This window comes from Alteromonas lipotrueae, assembly GCF_019249255.1.
GTDB classification, from domain to species: domain Bacteria; phylum Pseudomonadota; class Gammaproteobacteria; order Enterobacterales; family Alteromonadaceae; genus Alteromonas; species Alteromonas lipotrueae.
In genome coordinates this window covers 224,675-251,204 of sequence record NZ_JAESDJ010000004.1, presented here as the reverse complement: position 1 = coordinate 251,204, position 26,530 = coordinate 224,675, and the positions used below count along the sequence as shown (strand labels likewise).

Sequence of the window (26,530 nt, the reverse complement as noted above, 5' to 3'; positions counted from 1 at the left end):
TATTACCCAGAAGGGCAAGTAACATGAATTTCGACCTTTCAGATGATCAACTCGCCTTTGAAGAAACTGCTCGCCAGTTCGCGATGCAGGAATTTGCACCGAATGCTGCACAATGGGACCGAGACCATCACTTTCCCGTTGAGGCACTTAAAAAGGCGGGGGAACTCGGTTTTTGTGGGTTATATACCCCTGAATCAGAAGGCGGGCTGGGCTTGTCACGCCTTGATGCTTCAATCATTTTTGAGCAGCTTTCCATGGGTTGCACCACCACTACCGCCATGCTGACAATTCACAACATGGCCACGTGGATGATTGCGACTTGGGGCCAAGAAGCCGTTAAAAAGCAATGGTGTGAGGTACTTGTGTCGGGGGAGAAACTTGCTTCTTACTGCTTAACCGAACCTGGTGCTGGCTCAGACGCTGCGTCATTAAAAACCAAAGCTACGCCAGTAGGAAATGGCTATGTGCTTAGCGGCGCAAAAGTGTTTATTTCTGGTGCAGGAAGTACCGATGTACTTGTGGTAATGGCTCGTACGGGGGGAGACGGGGCAAAAGGTATAAGCGCCTTTGCCGTTCCCGCTGATGCCGAAGGTATTATTTACGGTAAAGCGGAAGAGAAAATGGGCTGGAATGCACAGCCAACCAGAATGATCACTTTCGACAACGTAAAAATTGATGCGTCGTGTCGTTTAGGTGATGAAGGGCAAGGCTTTAAAATGGCCATGCAAGGGTTAGACGGTGGGCGAATTAATATAGCAACATGCTCAATAGGAACTGCGCAACAAGCGCTTAATGTCGCCAGACAGTATCTCACTGAGCGTGAGCAGTTTGGAAAACCCATTGCTACTTTCCAAGCGTTGCAATTCAAACTAGCTGACATGGCAACTGAATTGGTCGCTGCCCGTCAAATGGTGAGAATGGCAGCCAGTAAGCTTGATAGCAAACATGCCGATAGCAGTACCTATTGCGCAATGGCGAAAAGATTTGCGACAGATGTGGGTTTTAAGGTGTGTAACGACGCGTTACAGTTACATGGTGGATACGGCTATATCAAAGAGTATCCGTTAGAACGCCACGTAAGAGATGTGCGGGTACATCAAATATTGGAAGGCACAAACGAAATCATGCGAGTCATCATTGGTAGGCGCTTGCTAAGCGATGAAACCAGCGTTCTGTGATATAAGGCGCGGTGGCAAAAATCGGTGATGCAACAAGGAGTACAAAGTGGAACATACAGAATCAGTGGTGGTTGTTGAAGAAATCGCAACGCACTCAGGACATATTATTGGCGTGCTTACACTGAATAAGCCCAAAGCCCTAAATGCGCTTGATTTAGAAATGGCGAGTTTGTTATTAAACGCATTACAAGCGTGGGAAAATAGAAACGATCTTGTCTGCGTAGTGTTAAAAGCCGCAGGAGAAAAAGCATTTTGTGCCGGTGGTGATATTGTATCCATGTACAACGCAATGCTGGAATCAAATGGCGAAATCCCTGATTTTCTTGCCTCTTTTTTCCGTACAGAGTATACCCTAGATTATAACATTCATCATTACGCCAAACCCATTATTGTGTGGGGTTCTGGAATCGTCATGGGCGGTGGAATGGGGTTAATCTGTGGTGCGAGTCACCGTGTGGTTACCGAAACGTCCCGCCTAGCAATGCCCGAAATTACCATTGGATTGTACCCTGACGTAGGAGGCAGCTATTTTCTGCCACGCTTACCAGGAAACACTGGTCTTTTCTTGGGGCTTACCGGTGTTCAAATGAATGGAGCAGACGCGTGTTACGTAGAATTAGCTGACGTGTTGGTAGCGTCCGACCAACAACCCGCTATGTTTGACGCGCTTCAGAATTACTCGTGGAAACTCAATGACGAATCAACCCCACTCAATGGGCAAGTCACCGCCATTTTAAACGGCCTTAACACACCAGAAAGTCAGCTTCCTGCAAATGTAGAATCTCACCGAGCGATTATTGAGAAGTGGTGTGAACCAGACAACGTTACTGATGTGGTTAATAACCTATTATCAGCAGATGTTAGCGGAGATAAGTGGTTAAGCCGTGCGCAATCTACATTGGCTAAAGGGTCGGCCATAACCGCGCATTTAGTGTTTGAAGAGTGCAAGCGTGGTGCACAATTATCTTTAGCTGACTGCTTTCGTATGGAAGCAATTATGTCTTGTCGCTGTGGTCAATACGGGGAGTTTCAGGAAGGCGTACGCGCACTACTGATAGAAAAAGACTTATCGCCAAAATGGAAGTACAAAAAAGTAGAAGATGTACCAGAAGAGGTGGTTGCATCTTTCTTTGACTCACCCTGGACCAATGAAGCTCACCCATTGGCTGATTTGTAGCCATGTTTCATAGTGTGAGGGGAACTTCGCGTTAAGCTCTTTCACAACTTAGTAGCAACGCTGAAGCAGTCACGACACCGGCGGTGAAGTTTGGTAAACTCGCCGCCAGTATTAGACAGTTTTACAGTGGACTCTTTTTATGTGGCAATGCCCACTTTGCCGAAGCCCAATCGATATTAGTGCCTCGGTCATTCAATGCAGCAATAACCATAGTTTTGACAAAGCGAAAGCCGGCTACGTTAACCTTCTTCCTGTACAGTTTAAAAACTCGAAGTCACCTGGTGACGACAAAAGTATGGTTCGCGCTCGAAGAGAGTTCCACGATCTCAATGGTTATGGACCGTTGAAGCAACGCATGACCGATATAGTGGCGCAATATCATAACGATAACCGCAATAGTGAAAATACCAGTGTGAATACAAACCCAGAGCTTGCGATCTACGATGCAGGGTGTGGGGAAGGGAGTTACCTAAACGCCCTAGTAACAGGTTTAGAAGCTAAAGATATTCACACTACTGGCAGTGGTAGTGATATCGCGAAAATTGCGGTGGAATTAGCGGCTAAGGCTTATAAATCACAGCAGTTTGTTGTCGCCAGTAGCTTTGATTTGCCCATTGAATCGAATACTCAAGATGTAGTTATTCAGGTTTTTGCCCCCGGAAGCAGTGAAGAGTATGCACGGGTGTTGAAAGCAGGTGGGCTCTTGCTTACCGTGGATCCTGCACCCATGCATTTGTTCGAATTAAAGTCGCTGGTATATGACAACCCTGCAAAACATGCTGTAGAAAAAGAAGAACGGGTGGGTTTCGTACAATCTATGGATGAAACAGTAAATTATCCTTTGCATTTCGACAACAATGAACAAAAAATCGCGTTGATAAAAATGACGCCGTATTACTGGCGTTTACCACCGGATAGATTGGCCGACATTGTTGAAAAACTAAGCCAAGTTACTGTTGATTTTCGTGTTCAAGCTTGGCTGAAACCGTCTGAATGTATTTGAAGAGATAACATAAAATGGGTTCACACACTGTTAAAGCCTTATTTTTAGACCGTGATGGCATTGTTAATGTCGACCATGGTTATGTGGGACGGTACGAAGATTTTGACTATGTAGACGGCATTTTCCCGCTAATAAAGCGCTTTGAGGATGCGGGCTATAAAATTATCATCGTGACTAATCAGTCGGGTATTGCACGAGGTTTGTATTCTGAAGACGATTTTAATGCTTTGATGAGCGAAGTTCAGCAAGACTTTCACCGAGCTGGTATTGGTGAGGTTTCTGTGTATTTTTGCCCTCATCATCCAGAGCATGGTATTGGCGCGTACAAAAAACAGTGTGCGTGCCGAAAACCTAGTCCAGGTATGCTAAAACAGGCTGCAGAAGACCATTCTATTTCACTACCTTTAAGCATCATGGTTGGCGATAGTTGGCGAGATATACAAGCAGGGCAAGACGTTAGTTTATCTCACTGTTATTATGTTTCCCGCAAAGCCCCGCCGACCACTGCAGCGTTAGAAAATGTTACTCAAGTCACCTCTTTGAACGATATACCTGTTCCCAATAGCGTATAACCCACTTTTTGATACATGCTCGCTAATGGCTAACGCATGAAGCGTCCATAGTGACGGGTAGCCAGTATGAAGAGAAAACAAAGCCGTTCGCTCAAAGCATTTTCGCTGGATGTGTAATAAAATGAAATTGAATAGATACAAAAAAGGCGCCTAATTTGGCGCCTTTTACGTTTTAGTTTTGGTTAGAAAACCGAGATAAGTGCTTGATAGCTTGGCTTAATAAATCGACATTCAGCGGGGCATTGCTGCGCTTGCCCGTTGCAACCTCAGTAATTTCGTAACTACCATTACTCAACACATCAGTTCGTTTACCATTATGGAACACCACGATACGCTCACCAGAGGTACTTACTAACCACTTACGGCTTGGGTTCAATAAGTCTTGACCGGTAGAGTAGAAGGTTGTTGGTGCCGCACATCCAAGGGCGTTCATAATCGTTGGCGCAAGATCTTCAGTGCTGGCAATATCGGCACTTAGCGACATGTTACTGTAAAGCATGCCTTGTGAACTTTCATTGCCGTAGCCGGTAGCAATCATCACCTTATTGGTTTGCAGCATACCTTGCGTTACGTATCCCTCAATCGCAGATGCAGGTAAAAACGCTAAGTGTAAGCCATTATGATTGTTTGAAAGAGGCTGGCGATAACTTTCGAACAAATCGTCAGGTAAACTTTCATCAAAATGAATGGATACAGGCATTCCTAGGCCTACCGGTAAGGCTAGCAGCACAGGGCGCTTTCTACTCAGTGAGTCTTGATAAATCTCTGGCACACCAAACAAGGTGGTGGTTATTAATCCCTGTAAACTACTGGCGGTAGAATGATAGTTTTCTAACGCATTGAGCCCTAGCGTGTCGATACCAGAAATTGGGGCATCATCAATCTGCACTATCACTGTCATGTTTTTACCGGAATCGATAGAACAATAAACAGGCTCTGCAGGGTAGCTAATATTGTGAATGTCGGTATTAAATTGCAGTTGCTTTCGCTCTTCATAAGCGGCTAAATCGAGCAACCCATAACGAGACATGGTTGTTTTAGCGGTAGCAGGGTACGACAGCGGGAACATATTATCTTGCTTGATGATGGGTTGATACAGTTCGGCATCGGCCCAAACATGCACTGCATGGCTGGTGACAAAACAGACCACGAAAAAGCTAGCTACCGGCACACCGATTTTATGCTGTGAAAAACGCTCGACTCTTTTCCAAATAGCATTGGCTAGCATAAGCTGGAAACCCAACCACACTAAAAAAAGCATGAATAAATAAGCCCACTGTTGCCAGTAGAATTCACTTATTTGCGTTTGAGCTTCTGTTTTAAGTAAATCGGCAGCGTGAAAACTGATATGAAAGCCGGTGCGGTTAAATAACAAAGCATCAAATGCCAATAGCGCAAGTCCAACCGCAGCTATAATAGATGCACTGGCTTTAATGGCCCTTGGGTTCGTTGCCAAATAACAAAGCGGTAGAATAAAAATAACAAAACCAAAAAAGGTCATAAAGCCAATATGGCCTAACCAATTGGTAAGCAAATAGAGTGTACCCACACCCGTGCCTGGCATAGGTGAAGAAAACACAAAAATAGAAGCTATAACAATGGCTATTATGATATTCGCTAGCGCGAACCAATGGCCCCAATTAACTAATTTCGTCACTCGCTGGCGGCGAGGAGATTCGGCTAAAATCATAAAAAAGCCTATTTAACCTTGAACACTCTTCTTGAGCACATTAGCAAACTGATCTGCCATGGCTTCGCGTTTGTCAGGACTAACCTGAGTCTGTAAAATATGGGTAATCACATTACCTAATACCATTAGCGATAAGTCTCTTCCCGCATCGTTCTCTTCGAGGGTTAGAATGACTTTATTCATTAAGGTTTCAAATTCAGCATTGGTATAACGACTGTTCTGGGGCACTGTTACGCCTCTTTTTCATGATTTCTTTGATAAAAAGAATGGTTTTACTCGTAAAATGATTATAATCGTTGTTTGAGTGATAACAATCATTCATTCTAAAATCCCGCAATTCCGTTAGTTTTTCTAACATTTTTTAAGCAACAGGACACCCTAATCGCTATGAGTGCACTGATTCATCACTTTGTTGTACACCGTTTAGTCGTTAATAACGAGGATAAAATAGAAGCTATTCCTCGTGATAATTGTTTGGCGGTAACGCCAGAAATTGAGCTTCTCGCACACCAAATAAACCACAGCTTTAATGCCAAACCCGGTAAAGGGGTTGGTCACTTTGTTTCGCAAAGCAATGAAGAAAACACAGATAACGTAGCAGAATTTTCCGAAGGTTTGAAAAACTACCTAGCGCAGAAAAAAGCTGGCGGCGAAAATGTAGAAGAAGCATTTCATAGCTTTTCGTTATCAGCTACTAAGCGATTAGTGAAAACGTTAATAGATACAGGCACCGTAGAAACAGGGTTTCTTATTTTTTGCCAGTATGAGTTTTTGGCGACTCAATATTTAATGATTGCTTTGTTAAATACTCGCTCTCACGTTGAAGTGACTAATTCACTTGATTTGTCTTCTCGAGAGCATTTAGATTTGGCGCGTATGCAACTTGCGGTTCGCATCGACTTAACCCAATGGGATATCCAACCTGAACAGCAGCGTTATGTTAGCTTTATTAAAGGCCGTATGGGCCGTAAAGTGTCTGACTTCTTTATGCAATTTGTTGGCTGTGAAGAACTGGTTGATGTGAAGCAGCAAAATAAGCAGCTGATTTCTTCTGTAGATGCCTATTTGGCCAGTGAGTCGTTAGATCCGCAAGAGCAACACCAGCACCGTGAAGAAGTGAAAACGTATTTCAAAGAAAAAATAGACGCAGGCGAAAGCTTATCGGTAGAGGAGTTAGCAAACAGGCTGCCGTCAAACGAAGAAACCAGCAGCAACTTTTCTTCATTTACCCAGTCTATGGAAGTACCGCTTGAAAAAGAAATTCAGCCCGATCCCGCTGCACTAAAACAACTTGCGAAATTTACGGGGCAGGGCGGCGGCGTATCGGTAAGCTTTGAGCGCAAACTGATGGGCGATCGGGTATTTTACGACCCTGCCACCGATACCTTAACTATTCGTGGTATACCACCCAATTTAAAAGATCAGCTTAATCGCCAATCTTCTATGGACTAATCACTGCGTTTAACACGTAAAAAACGTATACTAACAACAGAAAACGAACACGATACAAGGGTGTCATGCAACTATTTGTAAACGATTTGACAGTAATGGACTTTTCTTACCTTTGCCCCAAACGCGGCATGGTAGGTGAAAGCTGGATTGTCGATGTAATCCTAACCGGTGAACTCAACGAAGAGAGTATGGTTCAGGATTTTGGTATTGTTAAGAAAGACCTGAAACGACTGATTGATGAATATGTCGATCATAAATTGCTTGTGCCTGCAGAATATGCGGGCGCGACAGTTATCCATGATGACGTGAATCAACAGGTTGAAGTGCGCTTTACCTGTGAAGACGGCCGAGAAATCATGCTTCGCTGCCCAGCAGAAGCCTATGCCTTTTTGTATTCAGATGTGGTTACCATGGAATCGGTGAGCGTTTACCTAAAAGAGGTGCTTGCCACCCACTTACCAGAAAACGTTGATAATATTACATTAAAGCTTCGCACCGAAGTGATAGCGTCGCCGTTTTATCATTATACCCACGGGTTAAAAAAGCATGATGGAAACTGTCAGCGCATAGCGCATGGCCATCGTTCACGCATCGATATTTACCTTGATGGTAAAATTAGCGAACAAGAACAAGCTTATTGGGCAAACCGATGGGACGATATCTACATCGCGACTACCGAAGATGAAATAGCCTATGAAGACCGCAAAATAACCGGGTCAGTCGCTTCACCTAGCGACTACTTCTCATTCGCTTACGAATCATCACAAGGCTACTTTGAGTTACTTATTCCTAAGGCCGATTGTGAAGTGATTACCACAGATTCGACGGTGGAATGTTTAGCCCAGTATCTGTTAGTTGAACAAAAGAAACGTACTCCCAACAATCATTGCCAAGTAGTGGCTTATGAAGGTGTGGGTAAAGGCGCTATGGTGTCTGACTAATTACCTCGTTTTTTGTTTCAGTATGGTAAGCAAAATCGGGTATAGGCTATTGGCTGACACACGATACAAGAACGGTATAAATACGAAATAAATGCGATGAAAGTGCGAAAAGGAGTGGTAATGAGTTCTAGGGTTATGGGTGTAAAGCCTATCCAATCTAGTGTATTTAACTCACTTAAAATAGCAGCGCGTTCCGCTGGCTTGTCAGCCTTACTCTTAATTGGTAGTAGCTTGACTGCTATTCACGCGCAGCAAGACGGGATTACGCTAAATGGCACCCTAACACAAGGGAGTTTGATAAGAGGGCAAGTTGCCCCTGATGCTAACGTTACCCTTGATGGAGAAACATTAGCGCTAAATAGCGAAGGCAAATTCGTGTTTGGTTTCCCCCGTGATGCAAGCCTTTCTCACACGCTTAAAGTTGAACTTACCGATGGCACCACATTAGCACGGGATATTACCCTTACTAAACGTGAATACAACATTCAACGTATAGACGGGCTTGATTCTAAGATGGTGACACCGCCAAAAGCAGTGCTTGAAAGAATTAGGCAAGACAACATCAATGTATCTATTGCACGAAGTAAAGTGACCGATGCCGACGCATTGTTTACGCGGTTTGAGTGGCCCGCAAAAGGGCCGATAACCGGCGTATACGGAAGCCAGCGTGTATTAAATGGTGTGCCAAAGTGGCCACACTTTGGCGTTGATGTAGGTGGGCCAACAGGCGCGCCGGTTACCGCGCCCGTTGAAGGCACAGTAACCTTGGCAGAAGATTTATATTATTCAGGTAACACGTTAATTCTTGATCATGGAATGGGTGTTTTTTCTACTTTCCTTCACTTAGACTCTATCACTGTGAAAGTTGGCGATACGGTTGCGCAAGGCGAGCAGATTGGCACCATTGGCGCTACGGGTAGAGCAACGGGTCCACACCTAGATTGGCGAATCAACTTGGGCAAAATGCGCCTCGATCCACAGACGGTAGTGTCGGGAACGCCAGAATAGAGCGAGAACGCCTGAAAAGGCTAACGGCTCCCGCCATCTCCTAAAAATTAAAAGGGCTACCCATACGGTAGCCCTTTTTTATATCTACTAGTATCCCAACGTATATGCAATTCTGCAAAGGTGCCAATCTACAAGGGCGTAAATCTACATAAGCAAAGAATAATCAAAAATGGTTAGTTAAGCCCCAACCATGCAGAAAATTTGCTCTCATCCACAATTGAAAGGTTGCACACATCTTCTCGTGCGTTTCTTATATCAAGATGGCCTGTAATCAATCGGCCATCTCGAATAAGCGAAAGGCTAACTTGGCCAGTATTTGTCGCATCTAATATACGCTGTAATTTCGCTTGGTTAACTACAAAACCATTTACGGCAATAATGATATCGTTAACCATGATACCTGCGTCGGCAGCAGCTAAACCTTCAAAGACTTGAGTAACCGTTAACCCTAGCGGGGCTGGCTTACAGTTAGCACCTAATTGTCTTTTCATGCCTTCGGCGCTTGTTTTTCCACCTTTATCGTCAGCAGATACTTTGCTACGGGTGAGTAATTCAACGCCAATGTTCGATAGCCAATTCTCTAACGGCACATCTTGCGTACCGTATACCACATCGGCTAGATAGTCAGAAATATCAATGTTAAAATCTTGCTTACACAGCGTGGCAATAACATTGTCGGGAGTACCTTTTTCGTCTCGGCCGTACTGATCCCATAAATGACGCATTAGCAAATCTAAGTTAATTTCATTATTTGATTTTTCACGTAGTAACAAATCTAGTCCGAACGCAATAATGCCACCCTTGGTGTAGTAACTGACAATAGCGTTGGTAGCACTGGCATCTTGCTTATAAAATTTTGTCCATGCATCAAAGCTACTTTCTGCTACCGATTGTTTAAACCTACCCGTATTTTGAAGCAGACGAGTTATGTTCTGTGACACAATATCTAAATATTTTTGTGGCCCGATAGTGCCTGCGCGAGCTAAGGTTACGTCGTCATAAAAGCTGGTAAAGCCTTCATAAATCCAAAGTTGATTGGTGTAAGTTTCTTTTTGCAAATCAGGTTTAACCATTACCTCTGGTTTAATTCGCTTAACATGCCATGTATGGAAAAGTTCATGGCTGCACAAACTTAAAAACGTAATGTAACCGTCGGTTTTGGTATCGCTTTCGCCCACCATGGGAAGGTCGAAACGAGGAAAGAGTAGGGCGGTGGAATCACGGTGCTCTAAACCACCAAAGCCAGTATCTGCCAACAAGGTCATAAACAAATAACGTTTAATAGGTTGCGGGTCGCCAAATAACTGCATATGGTGCTTACAGATTGGGGTCAAATCATTTGCGATCCGCTCGATGTCTAGGTTATTTCTGCCGGAGAATAACAACTCGAAGGTAACGCCTTGCACTTCAAAACTATGGAAGTTACATACCCCAATATAAAGAGGGTGGTCGATAAATTCAGCATAGTCTTTAACTTCATATTCCCAGCTATCAGGCATATCTTCAGTCATTGGCATGCTGGTATAGGCACGCCAATTAGCCACAGCAGGTTTAATGATTTGTAGTTTACATGGTTGTTGTTCAAAGCCTTCAACGCTTAGGAATGCACTGGTGCCATTAATAAACGCATATTCGTCGTTAATAAACGCCGAACGTACTGACAAGTCGTTGGCATGTACTCGATAAGTAATAGTGACTTCGTCACCACGGGTATCGGCTTGCCAGGTTTGTTTATCTAACTTAGTGCATGCAATCGGTTCGCCCGAGGCAGTATTTATAGCTGTTAACGACACTATATTTTTGGCAAAGTCTCTCACCATGTAGCTACCTGGGATCCAAGACGGTAACGTTAATGATAAAGTTTGTGAATCGTGAGGTGGCACAGTTAGCGTTACATCAAACAAATGTTGTTGCCATGAGTAAATTGACAGTTGGTAGTGAAGTGAAGGACTATTCATAGTGGCCTTTATAGAGAAATTATTTGTATCTTAAGAATATGGCGACATCATGCCTGATAGAGAAGGTTTTGTCAGCCGACACAAAATTGGTTACATTTACATTAAGTATAATAAGAACGTTCTTAAATACATGACAGATAATGCAGTAAGTAGCCAACTTAACCGAGAAGACGTCGATAATTTGTGTGCGTTGCCGCCTGGTACAGTGGTAGATTTACAAATTACGACGCCAACGGCGCCCAAGCGGGTAAAAACCGCCTATGTAGGAATGGAACTGGCTACTTGCATGATATTCCAGATCCCCACTTCTGCAAAATGGATGGTTGTTAGAGACTTACTGACGGTGGGCAATGACGTTGTTGTACGCTTTGTACTGGAAGGTGACGCCGGGCAGGTCATAGCGTTTAGAGTAAAAGTACTCAAATTACTGGCTAAGCCCTCAGGGTTGTTGATTACCAGCTTTCCTCGTCGAATCGAATCGATAGGCCTTCGTGCCAATAAGCGAGCGCAGCCTGGTATTGCGGTTAAAGTCTCCTGTGAAGCTTTTCCTGAGTCTGAACATGTGACCGGTATTATAGTGGATATTTCTAACGATGGCTGCCGCATAGCCTTACCTCTTAAGCCTGAATGGCCAATCATGATTGATGAAACTAAAATTGCATTAGTTTATTCAACTGATGGTAAAGAGGCCACGTTGAATGCCACTGTTAAAAATAACCAGCTAGAATCAGACTTTGTTTATTATGGCTTGAAATTCGATAGCGACGACGATGCCGTCAATGCGCTGTTAGCAGGCCATACGCTAATTAGTTAATACGATGTTCACAACAAAAAAATAAAACAATTATTATAACAATAAGTGGAATTTGCTATGAGAACGATTGAAAAGCTATTACTGCAATATAACGAAAGCCATCAAAATAAAACCAATGTGCTTATTCATGCCATTGCGGTGCCCAGCATCTATTTTGTCACTTTAGGACTTATTTGGGCCGTACCGGTGCCCGATTTCATTGCCGATTTCAATGTGACGTGGGCGCATATTATCGCCATTCCAATCCTATTTTATTATTTCAAATTGTCTGGGCCAATTGGCGCGGCCATGACACTGCTTACCATAGCTTGTTTCGGTGGTATTAATTTGATTGCCTACTATGGCGTAAGTGTTTGGCTGTTCTGTCTATCACTGTTTATTGTAATGTGGATACTGCAATTTATAGGTCATAAAATTGAAGGTAAAAAGCCCTCATTTTTAGAAGATCTTCAATTTTTACTTGTGGGTCCTGCATGGTGGTGGATGCATTGGCTTAAGAGATTGAATATTAGTTATTAGTTGCAGTCACTAATCTTAGCAAAGCGTGCGACAAGTCGCATATGAAGTACGACCAAGATGCTCCGCAAGGGGCTTACCTTGCGTATAATCTATCAATCAATTCAACCACTGGTAAACATGTGAGCCGCTTTCAGCGCGTTATTGAAAGTAACGAAAGGTTATTTTGGACTTTGCACAGCGCAGGCTGGGCAGGTTTTGCCATCATTTATTATATTGGCTCGTTTCTTCACGATGTACGACCAATTTGGGTATTTATAATATTACTCAATGCGTACGCTGGCTGGTTGCTAACTATTCCATTGCGATACGTTTATCGCTGGGCAAGAAAACAGTCGCCGTTAAACATGCTGTTGACAGTGATAGCGTCCTGTTACTTGATAGCGTTATTGTGGGCTGTGGTTAAAAACATAAACTATTGGGAAATTTACAAGCACGGATATCGGCCCGATGCGTGGTATATGTATTTTACCAATACTATTAATTCGCTCATCATGGTGGGCTGTTGGAGTGGCGTTTACTTCGGCATTAAAAACTTCCAGATGTTACAAAAAGAAAAGCAAAATGCGCTTAAAGCCAGCACCATGGCTCATCAGGCACATATTAAGATGCTGCGCTATCAGCTCAATCCTCACTTTTTGTTCAACACGTTAAACGCTATTTCTACCTTGGTGTTACTAAAAGAAAACGATACTGCAGAAGCGATGGTCTCTCGCTTGAGCGACTTTTTACGCTATTCTTTGGATAACGACCCCATTAAGCGAGTACCTTTAGGCCAAGAAATAAAAGCCTTGCGATTATATCTTGAGATTGAAAAAGTGCGATTTGATGACAGACTAGAAGTGGTTTGGAATATCGATGAAGAATGTGAAAACGCACTTGTTCCTAGCATGATATTACAGCCTATTATTGAAAATTCGGTTAAGCACGCCATCTCTAAAATGGAGAACGGCGGTCAAATTGCTATAACAGCCCGAGCGTTTGGAAACGATTTGCTAATGGATGTGGCTGATAATGGGCCCGGTGCCGACATTATAGATGGTCAGTTAAGCCGTGAAAATGGTGTTGGACTGGCAAATATTAAAGAGAGATTGCATTCACTGTATCAACGCAATTTCGCATTTTCTATTGAAGATAATCAGCCGTCGGGCGTACGGGTTCGAATTCGTATTCCCTATGAAGTAAAGGATGTATGCGCATGACAAAGCAAGTAATTAAAACCTTAGTGGTAGACGATGAACCACTCGCCCGCCGTGGACTTCGCGCTAGGCTAGAACGTCATGACGACATTCAGGTACTTGGTGAGTGTCAAAATGGGCTAGAAGCGGTAAGTAGCATTTCACAACTTCGGCCTGATTTAGTATTTCTTGATATTCAAATGCCTGGGCTAAATGGTTTTCAGGTTATTCATAAGCTGCGAGAGCTCAATCAGCCTATTCCAATGGTCGTGTTTGTCACCGCTTATGACAGTTATGCGATTAAAGCATTCGATGTACATGCATTAGATTATTTATTAAAGCCAGCTGATGACGAACGCCTTAAAGATGCCTTAGTGAAAGTGAGAGAATACTTCGCCACACAGCATCAAGATGAGCAGTCTAAACGCTTAGTGAATTTAGTGGCTGAACTTACTGGCGACGATTGTGAAGAAATTTTACGTAAGCTTGCTAATGGTGAACCGGTAGAAACCAACCCTTACCCAGATGTTTTAGCCATCAAAGATGGTTCTGAAGTCACCAGAGTGAATGTACAAGACATACAGTGGATAGATGCCGCGGGTGATTATATGTGTGTTCACGCATTAGATGGTATGCACATTATGCGTAAAACCATGAAGGAGCTTGAGCAAGAGCTTAACCCTCAATGGTTTGTTAGAGTGCACCGTTCAGCTATCGCCAATATTCGTTTCGTGAAAAAGTTGGTAAGTCATATTAGTGGTGAATATCACCTTATTTTGCAAAATGACACCGAACTAAAAGTAAGTCGAAGTCATAGAGACAAAGTAAAAGCCGCTATGAAAATGTAGAGCTAAAAGCCGTGAGCGCGTTAGCTTTCAGCTGGTAGTGAAAAAAAGCTGATTAAAAATGCCCGAGAAATCGGGCATTTTTATGTGCGTAAAGGAATATAGCTAACTTACTAATTTAACAAATTAAATTTGGTTATGCGTAACTTTTTTTGCCGCCTATTATCATGTAATGAACGTTTTTAATATCGTTCATTCATGATAGAAAGCATAGTTTCCATGCTCGAAGGATTTAAGGGTTTATCTTTCTCCCATGTTTCCGTTAAGGCAATTTCACTAGGCGTACCATTGAGTTCACCTACCATAATACCATTGGTGTCACTGCCCACTAAACTCACCGCATAAGTGCCTAACTTAGTAGCAAGTAACCTGTCTTGACTTACCGGTGACCCCCCTCGCTGTACATGTCCTAGCGTAACAGGGCGAACTTCAGACTGGGTTTTATATACCAGTTTGTCGGCCAAATCGTTAAGTCCACCAGGCCAGACATTTTCAGCTACCACTATGATAAAACTAATTGCGCCTTTGCGTTGTCTTCTCTTCTCAATTTGCTCAGTAATTTTGTCTAGTTCTAAGTCACATTGATTAAACGTTTCTGGTAAAATAACATAGTCGGCTGCCGAGGCGAGGGCTGAATTTAATGCAAGAAAGCCGGCGTGTCTGCCCATCACTTCTACAATGAAAATGCGTTCAAAAGCGTCTGCGGTGTCTCTCACTTTATCGACTGATGAGACAACGGTATCGATAGCGGTGTAATAACCAATGGTGGCATCAGTGCCAGCAACATCATTATCTATTGTGCCGGGAATACCAATAATTTGACCGTGCCAAAAATCTGCTAAGTGATCAGCGCCTCTAAAAGACCCGTCGCCGCCAATCACAATTAGGGTATCAATCTCTAGTTTAGTAAGGTTAGTCGCCGCAGTTTTTGCACCTTCGTCGGTTTTGAACGGTTCACAGCGGGCGCTGTGCAGCACGGTACCTCCTTGTTGTATGAGGTTGTGCGTTGCTTGAGGCGCAAGTATTTCGTACTCTTGCTCAAGTAAGCCATTATATCCATGCTGATAACCAAACAGAGTGAACCCTTGTCTCTCACAGGCTATAACAATAGCTCGAATACAAGCATTCATTCCTGGTGCATCACCACCTGAAGTTAGCACTGCAACGCGTTTCGACATGTTTATATCCTTTTCTCGTCTACTTGATAACGCCTCATTAAATAGATGATACTACGAACAAAGCGCTACACCATACCGTAACATGGCTAAATCAAAACCACACCGCCAATAAAACCTAGTCGTGTTTGTAAGGTGCAGGCACGGCATTCCATAATAAAGCTGGGTATTAAAAAAGACCCATCTACTTAGTGATCTTTAGGGGGCAAACTTTCCTTGTTAACCACCGCTTTCGTATTTTTTCCAATGGCTTGTTGGTCTCCTTTACAAATAGTGTCGTAATCATCGCGATAGTATCTGAAGTTCTCGCATTCACTTTCATAACGTTTTTTCGCTGACATAGCTTGCTGCGGGTAGCGGTTGTCATTCATAATTTTCGACAAACTTTTGCATACATGCAATTGGCGATTTACTTCTACAATGTCTTCACAAGGTGGTGTTTGGCTGCATCCGTTGAGTGCTAAAGCTGAAAGTAGGCTAGCAAGAGCACAGATGTTTTTTGATTGGGTTATTGTCATTATGTTGTCCCCATAAAGGTGTCTAAGTCGTTGCGAAGCGTGGTGTATTTTTCTTCGTGTTGGGCCTTTAGTGGCATGTCATCAATAAGTTTATAAAGTCGTCGGCATTCTCTGAATAAATCAGGGTCTGGCTTTTGGTTTTTACTCAATATCTGTAATAAGCATTGCAATAGATTAAGGGCTACACCGGTATTTACTGGCGAAAAACCTTGTGCAAGGGCAAAGGAGTCTTTTGCTTTTTCATACTGCCCTTGTTGGTAAAGCTGAATGCCTTCACGGTTAAACTGCTGATAGTTTGTAAGATTTTGTTGGGCTTTAGCAGACTCTGAATGTAATAAAAAGTTACTGTTGGAATCGAATTCTAAATTCTGCTGTTTAATAATGTCTTGAAGTTGCAGTGCATCTTCAAATTCACCAAGGTCGTACATGACTTTAAGGCTATCGGGTATAAATGCGATTGGTGGCGTGGTGTACTTTTCGTCTATAGCAGCTTGTGATTGCGCCAAGTTCTTTTTGGCATCCAGCATTTTCCCATCAATAGCATTAACACGTGCGTTAATGATGCTGCCAAAAATACTGACATCAAAATCCTCGTCTATACGTAATATATTTTCATCAAACTTACCTCGTTGTAGGGCAAGTAAAGCCTCTTGTTGATAGCGGTTTCGTGTGCGTTTGTCGTCGGTATATTCAGCGACATCAAGCAAGCTTCGAATAAAACCACACCAATGCAGGCTGTTTTGATGCACGGTTCTTTTAGATAGATCCCAAATGGCTAAACTAGAAGTAGAGGCTAAAATGTAATCGTTATGGTTACGGGCAATTGAACATGCACTAAAATGCCTAGGAAGTGAAAAGGGCGAAAGCTTTATAGCCTGCTTAATCGCAGTAATTGCAGTTTCACCTTGGTTCTTTGCATCATTGGCTTTAGCCAATACATCATGTGCTTCTGCATTGAAACGATTGCGTTTAACGATATCCTCGGCAATACCAATGGCTTTATCGTAATTACCTAAGGCGAGATAGGTTTTTGCCAATGCAACTTTGGCCCAAATTATTGGTTTTCCTTCTAAATAGGGCGTAAGGACGTCCAACGCTTTGTCGTTTTGTTCCAGGCGCAAATACAGTTCAACTAACAACTGCTCACACGTGCCTTTATAGGGCGATGGCGCACTAATAAGATCTTCACACAAATCGATGGCATTGTTGATATTTTCATTGGCCACCTCTTGCAAGACTGTCCCTAAAAATTGTCGTTTTTGCCAGGCGCGGGTAATACGTGTTTTAAGTTGTACCTGCGAAAAAGGCTTAATAAGATAATCATCAGGGCGTCGTTCAATAGAGCCAAGTACTATAGGACGCGCACTATCAGCGCTAATTAATATAAATACGGTGGTGGGCTTAATTAAACGCTTTATTCTAAGCTCTTCAATAAGCTCGAAACCGTTTTTTTTGTCTACCCCTAAATGAAGATCGCAAACAACAATATCAAATTTTTGTTTTTTACAAAGAGACAAAGCCTTTTCCGCAGAAGATTTGGTGACAACGTCACTTGCGCCCATGGATTGCAATAATCCACGTAGCAGTAAGAGAAAAGGGCGTTGATCTTCAACAATAAGCACCTGCTTATTCGAAAAGTTCATTTTTCATCCAATGATAACCATGACACTTTAACTACTTGAGAGGTTCTATACATGATTGTTTAAAATAACGATTAGAGCAAGAATAAGCTTAAGAAAAACATTATCTTGCCGACACCATAGGTATGAATTTTAAATCTTCCTATTTTTGTGTCTGATAACGATATAAATCAATTAAAATCCATAGACCCCAGCATGGCATGGGAATGGAACGGCACCCTGTCAAAAGCAGCGGGTAATGCCACGCTTTTTGCTTTGTATTTGGCAATGCAACAAAGTGCGCTTGCCGACACGATATCGATAGAAAGTCTTAGCGAAAACGAAGCCACTAATGACATTACGCAACGGCTAGAAGCACTTAATTTCTATCGCAAAACCCCACTTTTTGCGAGTGACTCAGACTGGTTGCACATGAATCGATTGTCTCAAACAATAGCGCATCAAGTAGCACTACAAGAGCCCACATCACTTCAGTTTGACGAAGTACGTCTTCACAATGAAATGCACCCAGTACCTCTTGCACAAACCAATGACGCAAAGAAAATTAGCCAAGATATTATTACGAACTGTTCGTTAGCCACTCAAAAGCGCATTGCCGCTACTTATTCCACCTCTATTGATGAAGACAACACAATGCTTAGTGACATTATTGAGCAGTCTGAATCCTTTCTTGCTGCCTAACTGGAAATTTTAAAACTGGTTTGATATAGTGCGCGCCGCATTTTTGCACTGGTTTTACGTTCCAACTAGCAAAGGTAAATTACTATGTCTAAATATATCGTTTGCGCGATGTACAAATTCGTTGCGCTTGAAAACTTTGAGGCCATGCGTCAACCACTATTAACTGCCATGGAATCTAATGGCATTAAAGGTACGCTTTTACTTGCCAGCGAAGGCATTAATGGCACCGTTTCAGGCACGCGAGAAGGTATTGATGGGTTACTCCAATATCTTAACGCCGACGAGAGAATTAATCCTATCTCTTGTAAAGAGTCACTTCACGAAGAACAGCCTTTTTATCGCACCAAGGTCAAGCTTAAAAAAGAAATCGTCACCATGGGTGTTGAAGGTATCGACCCGCGTAAAACCGTAGGTACGTACGTGAAACCTAGTGACTGGAACGCGTTAATTAGCGATCCCGACGTCACCGTGATAGATACCCGTAACGGCTATGAAATCGAAATCGGCACTTTCAAGCACGCTATCGATCCAAAAACGGAGACTTTTCGCGAGTTTCCAGAATATGTCGCTAAAACATTAAGCCCAGAGAAAAACAAAAAAGTAGCCATGTTTTGCACCGGCGGTATTCGCTGTGAAAAATCTACGGCCTATTTAAAAGAGCAGGGGTTTGACGAGGTATACCATCTGGAAGGCGGTATTCTTCAATATTTAGAAGATGTACCAAAAGAAGAATCATTGTGGGAAGGCGATTGTTTTGTATTTGATAATCGTGTGGCTGTGAATCACGACCTTGAAAAAAGTGATTATCATCAATGTTATGCCTGTCGCTTACCGATTACAGATGAAGACATGCAAAGTGAGAAGTATGAGTCTGGCGTAAGCTGCCCGCATTGTTTTGGTACCCATACAGAAGATCAACTTTCTCGTTTTCGTGAACGTGAAAAACAAGTTAATCTTGCGAAGATGAGACAGCAAGAACACGTGGGTACAGAGGCGCGAATCACCATGGAACAAAAGCGTGAAGAAAAAGCCCGTTTGCAACGTGAACGCGCGTTAAAAGCAAGAGAAAATCAGGCATAGACACTACTCAATAACGGCGTTACACTCACCCTCTATGTAGTTGCTAAAAAAAGGGAAAGCGCGTGACCGCTCAACTTTCAGACGAAAAAATTGAAGAAATAAAGAAAGATTTTACCTTCTTCGACCAAGATGGTAATGGTCAAATTGATTTAACGGAGTTTATCGAGTTATTAACCGTTATTTCGCCAAAAACAAAAGCCAGCCATGTGCAGGAAGGTTTTAAATTAATAGACAGCAATAACGACGGCTATATCGACTTTGAGGAATTCCTTGAGTGGTGGCAAGAGTGTTGGTGGGAATATTAATACTAACTGAATGTTAAAAAAGCGAGCTTTTAGCTCGCTTTTTTTATAGTAAAATTAACGGTAATAAAGTTGAGAATACAACCGGCACGGTTTACTCACGTTGTCGTTTAGAAAAAAGGGTAAGGACTTTTAGCATGAGCTCTGAGGTAACAAAACGTCTTAATAAATATATCAGTGATACAGGGCTGTGCTCACGACGTGAAGCTGATAAATTAATTGAGCAAAATCGAGTTACCATTAACGATAAGCTGCCTGAGCTGGGCACCAAAGTTGCGCAAGGCGATAAAGTGAAGGTTGATGGAAAGCTTGTTAAAGCGGTAGCCGAAGATAAATCAGACCGCATTTACTTGGTATACAACAAGCCTATTGGCATTACCTGTACTACCGAGCGTCATGTGAAAGGCAATATCATCGATGCAATCAAGCACAAACAGAGAATCTTTCCAGTAGGCAGACTCGATAAGCCATCAGAAGGACTGATTATTCTGACCAGTGATGGCGATATTGTGAATAAAATTCTGCGCGCTGAAAATGCCCATGATAAAGAATACGAAGTTACGGTTAACCAACCCATCAGTGAGCGTTTTGTACAAAAAATGGCAAGAGGCGTTCCCATTTTAGGAACGTTAACTAAACCGTGTAAGGTAAATGCTCGTGGTAAGTTTCAGTTTTCAATAATTCTAACCCAGGGCTTAAACCGACAAATCCGTCGCATGTGCGAGTTCCTCGGTTATGAAGTTACCAAGTTGAAACGCACGCGCATTATGCATCTAGAGCTAGGTAACTTAAAGCCAGGCCAATGGCGAAACCTTACTGAAAAAGAGCTTAATCAGCTAAATAACGCCGTACAACAATCGTCTAAAACAGCAGGGTAGGCGATGCTAATAGAGGGAGCCAGTATAGAAACACAATAGTTACTGGCACCTTCTTAGCTTTGTAATAGCAAATTTTCCGCCGTGTGAAGTGCCTAGTAATCCTTGGAAATACAAACTTCGACAGGCGATTACGTTTATCTTTAAAACAGCGAGTAGGTAAGGGGAAATCATATATAACAGGATGTTAGGTATTCCCTTTAATCAAATACAGAATGTCAATAATTGCTGACTTTAACAATAGACCTACACAAGACAACAAGCTCTTGAAGGCCATAATAACCAAAGCAATACCAACCAATGAATCTACAGGCATAAAAGTAAACATATAAATAGCTTGCCCAAGCATAATGCCTATAAAAATGCTTTCATAAGAAACATGCCTATCTAATAGCACTAAAAATCCTGCTAATAGTAGTGCGCCAGTGTAATAAAAAGTCTCTGTGTCCCAAGGTTCAATCTCACCGGTAATATAGGGTGAAAAAAACAAAATAGCAGCACCTAACAAGGTTGATATAGACAAACTAAAAAGAAACTGTCTCATTGGTTTTTTCCCTATTAGCCATTATTTGAGTAAATGGCTTTTACTATTTTTTCGTGAGATTAACTTCGATAACCAACAGCATTATTAAAGTAATAAAAGTATAATCCGAAAGGTAAATAGGCTAAATAGGCTAATGAAAAAAGCTATTAATACCCCATACACAGTACCAAACTTACCAAAGAAGAAGGTTGCCCTCCTAGAATTAGCGTTTACTAAAGCTAAGGACGATGGGATTAATAGAGTGGCAGAATACCCAAATAAAGGAACATTAATAAACACTAAGCCTACCGAACTTGCGGCAGGTTCAGTTGATGCGGGGGTTATGATAAACATCGGCCAATATGAAATAGCTAAAGCAAACAGTGCGCAAATCAAGCCTAAAATTATATCTTCCTGTAAAACTTCTTGCCTAGCATGGGGCCTAGTTAACACCCAAAACACTACTTTTAAAAAAGAGCAAAGTGTCTTGTAAATACGATTATGTATCGTTATTTCGCCTCGCACAAAAGGGTTCAGCTAAAAAGAACGAAACACCTTAAGACGATGAGTTTCTGTATGCACTTGGTGATTGTTGATAAGTGCGTAAAAAGTGTTTTCTAAAGTGCTGACTATTCGCATACCCCAAATCCTGAGCAATGGTTTCAACATTAGCTTGAGTCTCTTTTAGTTTGGTTGCGGCCAGCTCCATTCGATGTTGATGTAAGTAATTCATCGGCGTGTTATCTAGTATGTTGTTAAATCGTTTGGCGAACGCTGTCCGCGACAATCCTGCTTCTTTGGCCATCAATTCCACACTCCACTTTTTTTGTGGCGTTTTATGTAACGCAATTAATAGCGGTTGCAAATAGGGGTCTTTAATGGCGGCCAGTAATCCCGATGAATAGTGTGTTTGAGCGACATGGGCGCGTAACTGGCTGACTAAAAGCGCTTCACTGATATGGTTTCTAATCGCATATTCTCCCGGTTGCATATTGGTTTTTTCTTGAGCAATGGCGTAGAGGGCAGAACGAATCAAATGAAACTCTTGGCATTCATGTTTACGTAATACTAAAAAATGTGGCAAGGCATTGAATAAACTACTTCGGCTTTGTTCCTCGATTTCAAACACTAAACTCAGCAAGCGAGTTTTTTCACCACTGCCTCCCCAATGAGTTTCGTAATAGGCACCAGGTGGATGTTGCTCAAACCCAATAAAGCGTTCCTCATCTGAGTTCCAGACGTCAGCCACAGGATGAATCTCTACTTGGTGATCAGAACTGAGTGACATAGGCCCACCACGGGGAAAGATAAAAGAATCGCCTGCGTGAAGTTCAATTGGATCTTCTCCCTCTGGTGTTATCCAGCAACTGTTTTCAATCACATTAAAGCTGAAGCCGTAGTCAAAACCCTGTGAGCTAAACCCCCAAGGGGCGCTTAAGTGATAGGTTCCGATCAACATATTTTTTATTTTTAGGGAAAGTAACGTTTCGCTTAAGAGGTCCATAGTCCTTCCTTATGTACGATTTGATCTAAAAAAGGTGTATTTCGCACTTATTGGTGTTTTTCAGAAAGGATAGACTATAACCCAATCTATAAAAAAAAATAATAGGAGTGAGTGAGATGAGTCATTATGACGTTGTTGTAATGGGCGCCGGCCACAATGGTTTGGTTGCTGCTGCCTACATGGCGAAAGCCGGCAAAAAAGTAATTGTCTTGGAGCGGCAGCCTTTTTACGGTGGTGGTGTCACAACAAGAGAGTTGATGACCCCTGGTTATTTTAATGACGAGCATTCCGCAACGCACGTTATGATTTTAGCGAACCCTTTAATACAAAATGACGAACTGGGTTTGCAGTCTAAGTTTGGTTTGAGTTATGACTACATGGATCGCAGTGTCGTGAGTGTGTGGGATGATGGCACTGTTCTCGTTTCATGGAAAGATCTTGATCGGACCTGTGAAGAGTTTGCGAAAGTTTCTCCTCGTGATGCCGAAGTGTATCGACAGTTTGTTCAAGCGGGGCAGAAAGTTTTGCCCATGATGATGACAGGACTTGCTATTCCGCCAACGCCATTAGGTGCGTTTGTCGCCATGATGGATCAATCCGAACAGGGACGTTTTATGTTTGATATGATGCAGCGTAGCGCTCGCGACATAATCGAAGAAACATTTGAAAATGAGCTGGTTAAATTGCATTTGCTTCGTGCCGTCGCTGAAGCCTTGATTAATCCTGACGATTTAGGTACAGGCATTGCGGCTTTCATGTCTAACGCCATGCTTCATACCTATGGTGGTGGTGTCCCAAAAGGTGGATCTGGAAAACTTTCTGAATCCTTAGTTAAATGTATTGAGCATTATGGTGGGGAAGTGCGGTGTGATGCTGAAGTGGCACGCGTCATCGTCTCTTCTGGAAAAGCGACAGGACTTGAACTAACAAACGGAGAAACCTTTATGGCGAAAGACGGCGTGATTGGCGCAATCCATCCGCACGTTTTGGATAAGTTCGTTGAGGGGGTTCCAGAGCCTGTTGTTAAGCGTGCAAAGCGCGTTACGACCACTGAAATATCGGTCAATATGATTCACCTAAATTTGAAAAAGCAAGCGAGCCTGAAGGTCGGCAAAGAGTATCACTCACATGCGGTAGAACTGATGGACTTTTATACGGTTCGCGACATGTGCATGGAGTTTGATAAAATTCGACGCGGAGTACCGTCATCTCGTTTGATTGGTGGGTTTGATGTTACTCACACAGATCCATCCAGAGCGCCGGCGGGCAGCGGTGTGTTTTACGGTGTACATCTAGTGCCTGCCAAACTGCATGAAGGCGGATTAGAAGGGTGGGATGAGAGCAAAGAAGCCATTGCTGATGAAGCTTTAGCACAATATCGTAAGTTTTATGACGGCATTGACGATGACAATATTATAGCGCGTCATATTGGTTCGCCAATGGACCATCAACGTTATAGCCCGAACAGCTTTCTGAATGGCGATATTCATGGTGCGGCAAATCCCTTTTATCAAAGTATGGGCCATAGACCGACCCCTGACCTTGGCGATTTCCGAGTCCCTGAAGTAGAAAGCTTGTATCTAGTGGGCCCCGCTATGCACCCAGGTGGTGGCGTGACAGGCGGAGGCCGTGCAACTGCCATTCAAATGATGGACGACCTTGGTATTGACTACGATAAAGTATTCAATGAGGAAGTGCGATGAGCCGTTCCGACAAGAAAAAACAGATGATGGTATACGATGGTCAAGGTAAGGAGCTGATGACCATCCGAGCGCTGGAGCAAGATGGTGACGATCTGGTCATAACGGGAAAGATATTTGGATCGATGCCAATGAAAGCGCGACTTAAGCCTGAAGAAGCCAGAGCTGCTCTTAAGTTGCTTAATTTCAAAACGATATTATTCGTACTGACCATTTTATTTCGTCGTTCGAAATCGTAACCAATTAAACGTCCTGTCGTGAGAGTAACGATGGTTTTATGTTGCTACTCTCAATGTTGGACGTTTCAATTTGGACGCTCGCCATCTATTCAATTTTCCTGAGAATCCGTTATTTTCAGGAATGTCACTGCAAATACTTATCCTGTTTAATAACAAAAAAGCCATTCCAACGGAATGGCTTTTTAGACTTTGATTATTCGCTAATTGTTAGCGGTTAAAGCCTTGTCTAATTCCGCCTCATAACAAGCATCAACCAAGATAAAGACAATTCGGCACATCTTGTTGGATTTATTCGCCCAAGCATGATTTGTCCCTCGTTGTATGACCACACTGCCAGGCTTTAGCTGTGCCTCTCCATCGTCCACAATGAGGGTCAGCTCTCCTTCTATGACGATGCCGTAATCGATGGATTCTGTCCTGTGCATTAGGGGGTGTGGTGAATTTTCTTTTACCGTTGAAAATTCACTACTACCAATGCTCGAAAAGACCCCCTCCATTTTGTCTTTACCCTGAGTTAAAAACTCTTCTGTATCTGGCGGGATATCGACAAAACGAATACGTGTCCCATTCTTTGGCGGCGATAAAACAACTGGCCCTAAAGTTGGGTCTTGCTCATCAAAATTAATGACGCTTGGTGTTTCCGTAGTGTTCCATATCTCATGAAATTTTGTCCCTGGAATGGCGTCGAAATCCATCGTAGTGGGTATTGGGCCATTTTCGACAATAATGGCATTACCCTCTTCATCATGACCCGTTATAACACGATGAGTTGTTGGAAGAGTCATACGGCTTCACTCCTATAGTACAGCAGGTTAAAAAAAGAAGGTTCATTAAATAGGTTGAGACAGAGCGATTAAAGATTCACGCATAATGGCGGAATGTTCTTCTTTATCACCACCATGAATCTCGATGTCACAGAGGCGAGCCGAGTTTTCAACAACCATTCTGCAGCGTTCCCAACGACGTTCGTGGAATCTTACAAACGCGCTGTCTAGATCCTCATTTCCGGCTAACTCATCTGCTAAAACGATGGCACTTTCAATGCCAATACCAGCGCCTGAGGCTAGGTGAGGAGTGGTGGCGGCGACGGTATCACCGATTAAAACAAGGTGACCACGGTTCCAAGGCATTTTGACTAAGATATTCATCAGAGGGCGGTAGTCAATACTGGCTCGTTCATCATAAGCACGAGGAATCAAGGCTTGAACAATGGGATCGGAAAATTCCGACATTAACTCGGCAAACAGTGTTGGCCAGGTAGATTTATCAATGTGTTCTTTGTTTGGACGATCTTCTGTGATGAACATATACATGAGCGAATCAGAAACAGGATTAACCCCCAGTTTTAGGTGTTGACCCAACCACATATGAACACGGTCAATTTCTTCTGGGCGAGGCATAATGGCACGCCATACACCTTGACCGACATATTCAGGATTTGGCACCTCTGGGAAAAATTCTTGGCGTAATTTTGAGTGAATACCGTCCGCACCGATGACGAGATCATATTGTCCTGTCGTACCATCAGTGAACGTCACTTCCGCCCCATTTTCTGCCTGAGTAATGCTGTTATAGGTACAACCCAAACGCACGTTAACGCCTGCTTCAAGTGTTGCATTGGACATAATGCGTGCCAAGGTCGGTCTAAAAATACCACCACAACCGCCTACGCTCGAACCGACTGGGCTTGGCGTTGGTAGATTGGTTAACAGCTGACCATTACTTAAATACATGCCGATGGTATCGGTTACACACCCTTGCTTAACGACTTCCTCATAAAGACCGAGGATCTCTAAAGCTCGCATGGAGACACCATTAATAGTAATACCAGCACCCAGTTCACACCAATCTGGGTCAATCTCGACCAAGTCGACATCGATTCCGTTGTAAGATAGCCTGATTGCCGCGGCCATTCCCGAGAAACCACCACCGATCACCAAAACTTTATTTACCGCTGACAT

28 protein-coding genes are annotated in these 26,530 nt (G+C 42.9%); 18 read left to right on the top strand and 10 right to left on the bottom strand.

The window, feature by feature from the left end; translation table 11 throughout:
* Positions 1–23: 23 nt before the first annotated feature.
* The 4 genes from KYS23_RS08055 to KYS23_RS08040 all read left to right on the top strand — a co-directional run bounded on the left by KYS23_RS08055 (position 24) and on the right by KYS23_RS08040 (position 3,930).
* The gene (locus KYS23_RS08055) at positions 24–1,178 is read left to right on the top strand and encodes an acyl-CoA dehydrogenase family protein (protein WP_159530161.1); all 1,155 of its coding nucleotides are present in this window, start codon (positions 24–26) and stop codon (positions 1,176–1,178) included.
* A 46-nt stretch (positions 1,179–1,224) separates the two neighbouring features.
* Positions 1,225–2,355, top strand: coding sequence for an enoyl-CoA hydratase/isomerase family protein (locus KYS23_RS08050; protein ID WP_159530163.1), 1,131 nt, complete (start codon positions 1,225–1,227; stop codon positions 2,353–2,355).
* Between the two features lie 139 nt (positions 2,356–2,494).
* Positions 2,495–3,358: a putative RNA methyltransferase gene (locus KYS23_RS08045; protein ID WP_159530165.1), complete on the top strand. Its 864-nt coding sequence runs from the start codon at positions 2,495–2,497 to the stop codon at positions 3,356–3,358.
* 14 nt (positions 3,359–3,372) lie between these two features.
* The gene (locus KYS23_RS08040; protein ID WP_218396491.1) at positions 3,373–3,930 is read left to right on the top strand and encodes a D-glycero-alpha-D-manno-heptose-1,7-bisphosphate 7-phosphatase; all 558 of its coding nucleotides are present in this window, start codon (positions 3,373–3,375) and stop codon (positions 3,928–3,930) included.
* 172 nt (positions 3,931–4,102) lie between these two features.
* Here the strand turns inward: KYS23_RS08040 and KYS23_RS08035 are convergent, their stop codons facing one another.
* Complete coding sequence (locus KYS23_RS08035) at positions 4,103–5,620, bottom strand: DUF3413 domain-containing protein (RefSeq protein ID WP_218418353.1); 1,518 nt, start codon at positions 5,618–5,620, stop codon at positions 4,103–4,105.
* Positions 5,621–5,632: 12 nt separating this feature from the next.
* On the bottom strand, positions 5,633–5,848 hold the full coding sequence (locus KYS23_RS08030; RefSeq protein ID WP_013784021.1) for a YejL family protein: 216 nt from the start codon (positions 5,846–5,848) through the stop codon (positions 5,633–5,635).
* 159 nt (positions 5,849–6,007) lie between these two features.
* Here KYS23_RS08030 and yejK point away from each other — a divergent pair, with 159 nt between their 5' ends.
* The 3 genes from yejK to KYS23_RS08015 all read left to right on the top strand — a co-directional run bounded on the left by yejK (position 6,008) and on the right by KYS23_RS08015 (position 9,021).
* Positions 6,008–7,072, top strand: a complete 1,065-nt coding sequence (yejK, locus tag KYS23_RS08025) for a nucleoid-associated protein YejK (RefSeq protein WP_159530171.1) — start codon at positions 6,008–6,010, stop codon at positions 7,070–7,072.
* Between the two features lie 65 nt (positions 7,073–7,137).
* Positions 7,138–8,013: a 6-pyruvoyl trahydropterin synthase family protein gene (locus tag KYS23_RS08020; RefSeq protein ID WP_218418352.1), complete on the top strand. Its 876-nt coding sequence runs from the start codon at positions 7,138–7,140 to the stop codon at positions 8,011–8,013.
* Positions 8,014–8,133: 120 nt separating this feature from the next.
* On the top strand, positions 8,134–9,021 hold the full coding sequence (locus KYS23_RS08015; protein ID WP_218396498.1) for a M23 family metallopeptidase: 888 nt from the start codon (positions 8,134–8,136) through the stop codon (positions 9,019–9,021).
* A 173-nt stretch (positions 9,022–9,194) separates the two neighbouring features.
* Here KYS23_RS08015 and KYS23_RS08010 read toward each other — a convergent pair whose 3' ends face one another.
* On the bottom strand, positions 9,195–10,979 hold the full coding sequence (locus tag KYS23_RS08010) for a M61 family metallopeptidase (RefSeq protein WP_218396500.1): 1,785 nt from the start codon (positions 10,977–10,979) through the stop codon (positions 9,195–9,197).
* Positions 10,980–11,028: 49 nt separating this feature from the next.
* Here KYS23_RS08010 and KYS23_RS08005 point away from each other — a divergent pair, with 49 nt between their 5' ends.
* The 4 genes from KYS23_RS08005 (at position 11,029) to KYS23_RS07990 (ending at position 14,335) form a co-directional block, all read left to right on the top strand.
* Positions 11,029–11,793, top strand: coding sequence for a PilZ domain-containing protein (locus tag KYS23_RS08005; RefSeq protein ID WP_246604329.1), 765 nt, complete (start codon positions 11,029–11,031; stop codon positions 11,791–11,793).
* 57 nt (positions 11,794–11,850) lie between these two features.
* Positions 11,851–12,312: an Mpo1 family 2-hydroxy fatty acid dioxygenase gene (locus KYS23_RS08000; RefSeq protein ID WP_013784028.1), complete on the top strand. Its 462-nt coding sequence runs from the start codon at positions 11,851–11,853 to the stop codon at positions 12,310–12,312.
* A 119-nt stretch (positions 12,313–12,431) separates the two neighbouring features.
* Positions 12,432–13,511, top strand: a complete 1,080-nt coding sequence (locus KYS23_RS07995) for a sensor histidine kinase (RefSeq protein ID WP_159534487.1) — start codon at positions 12,432–12,434, stop codon at positions 13,509–13,511.
* Positions 13,508–14,335, top strand: a complete 828-nt coding sequence (locus KYS23_RS07990; protein ID WP_218418351.1) for a LytR/AlgR family response regulator transcription factor — start codon at positions 13,508–13,510, stop codon at positions 14,333–14,335. Before KYS23_RS07995 ends, KYS23_RS07990 begins: the two co-directional genes overlap by 4 nt.
* Before the next feature lie 179 nt (positions 14,336–14,514).
* Here KYS23_RS07990 and KYS23_RS07985 read toward each other — a convergent pair whose 3' ends face one another.
* The 3 genes from KYS23_RS07985 to KYS23_RS07975 form a co-directional block, all read right to left on the bottom strand.
* Positions 14,515–15,510, bottom strand: coding sequence for an ATP-dependent 6-phosphofructokinase (locus tag KYS23_RS07985; RefSeq protein WP_159530177.1), 996 nt, complete (start codon positions 15,508–15,510; stop codon positions 14,515–14,517).
* 185 nt (positions 15,511–15,695) lie between these two features.
* Positions 15,696–16,025, bottom strand: coding sequence for a hypothetical protein (locus tag KYS23_RS07980; protein ID WP_159530179.1), 330 nt, complete (start codon positions 16,023–16,025; stop codon positions 15,696–15,698).
* Positions 16,025–17,668 (bottom strand): response regulator, encoded by a 1,644-nt coding sequence (locus tag KYS23_RS07975; protein ID WP_218418350.1) that lies wholly within the window; start codon positions 17,666–17,668, stop codon positions 16,025–16,027. The genes KYS23_RS07980 and KYS23_RS07975 overlap by 1 nt, the downstream gene beginning before the upstream one ends.
* Before the next feature lie 192 nt (positions 17,669–17,860).
* On the opposite strand from KYS23_RS07975, the gene KYS23_RS07970 reads away from it, so the two are divergent.
* The 4 genes from KYS23_RS07970 (at position 17,861) to rluF (ending at position 20,606) form a co-directional block, all read left to right on the top strand.
* Entirely contained in the window at positions 17,861–18,346 is a 486-nt protein-coding gene (locus KYS23_RS07970; RefSeq protein WP_159530183.1) for a VC2046/SO_2500 family protein, read from the top strand.
* A gap of 84 nt (positions 18,347–18,430) precedes the next feature.
* Positions 18,431–19,426: an oxygen-dependent tRNA uridine(34) hydroxylase TrhO gene (trhO, locus tag KYS23_RS07965; protein ID WP_126872299.1), complete on the top strand. Its 996-nt coding sequence runs from the start codon at positions 18,431–18,433 to the stop codon at positions 19,424–19,426.
* A gap of 62 nt (positions 19,427–19,488) precedes the next feature.
* Positions 19,489–19,731, top strand: coding sequence for an EF-hand domain-containing protein (locus KYS23_RS07960; RefSeq protein ID WP_013784036.1), 243 nt, complete (start codon positions 19,489–19,491; stop codon positions 19,729–19,731).
* Between the two features lie 134 nt (positions 19,732–19,865).
* Complete coding sequence (gene rluF / locus KYS23_RS07955; protein ID WP_159530185.1) at positions 19,866–20,606, top strand: 23S rRNA pseudouridine(2604) synthase RluF; 741 nt, start codon at positions 19,866–19,868, stop codon at positions 20,604–20,606.
* A gap of 184 nt (positions 20,607–20,790) precedes the next feature.
* On the opposite strand, the gene KYS23_RS07950 is transcribed toward rluF, so the two are convergent.
* On the bottom strand, positions 20,791–21,147 hold the full coding sequence (locus KYS23_RS07950) for a hypothetical protein (protein WP_159530187.1): 357 nt from the start codon (positions 21,145–21,147) through the stop codon (positions 20,791–20,793).
* 133 nt (positions 21,148–21,280) lie between these two features.
* Here KYS23_RS07950 and KYS23_RS07945 point away from each other — a divergent pair, with 133 nt between their 5' ends.
* Positions 21,281–21,619, top strand: coding sequence for a hypothetical protein (locus tag KYS23_RS07945; protein WP_159530189.1), 339 nt, complete (start codon positions 21,281–21,283; stop codon positions 21,617–21,619).
* A gap of 63 nt (positions 21,620–21,682) precedes the next feature.
* On the opposite strand, the gene KYS23_RS07940 is transcribed toward KYS23_RS07945, so the two are convergent.
* Positions 21,683–22,630: an AraC family transcriptional regulator gene (locus tag KYS23_RS07940; protein WP_159530191.1), complete on the bottom strand. Its 948-nt coding sequence runs from the start codon at positions 22,628–22,630 to the stop codon at positions 21,683–21,685.
* A gap of 116 nt (positions 22,631–22,746) precedes the next feature.
* Between KYS23_RS07940 and KYS23_RS07935 the strand changes: the two genes are divergently transcribed.
* Both KYS23_RS07935 and KYS23_RS07930 read left to right on the top strand, forming a co-directional pair.
* Positions 22,747–24,333 carry a phytoene desaturase family protein gene (locus KYS23_RS07935; RefSeq protein WP_218418349.1) on the top strand — a complete coding sequence of 529 codons (1,587 nt, stop codon included), beginning with the start codon at positions 22,747–22,749 and terminating at the stop codon, positions 24,331–24,333.
* A complete protein-coding gene (locus tag KYS23_RS07930; protein ID WP_013661371.1) occupies positions 24,330–24,569 on the top strand; it encodes a hypothetical protein in 240 nt (79 codons plus the stop codon). The genes KYS23_RS07935 and KYS23_RS07930 overlap by 4 nt, the downstream gene beginning before the upstream one ends.
* A gap of 200 nt (positions 24,570–24,769) precedes the next feature.
* On the opposite strand, the gene KYS23_RS07925 is transcribed toward KYS23_RS07930, so the two are convergent.
* Positions 24,770–25,354: a cupin domain-containing protein gene (locus KYS23_RS07925; protein ID WP_159530195.1), complete on the bottom strand. Its 585-nt coding sequence runs from the start codon at positions 25,352–25,354 to the stop codon at positions 24,770–24,772.
* A gap of 45 nt (positions 25,355–25,399) precedes the next feature.
* On the bottom strand, positions 25,400–26,530 hold the full coding sequence (locus KYS23_RS07920) for an FAD-dependent oxidoreductase (RefSeq protein WP_159530197.1): 1,131 nt from the start codon (positions 26,528–26,530) through the stop codon (positions 25,400–25,402).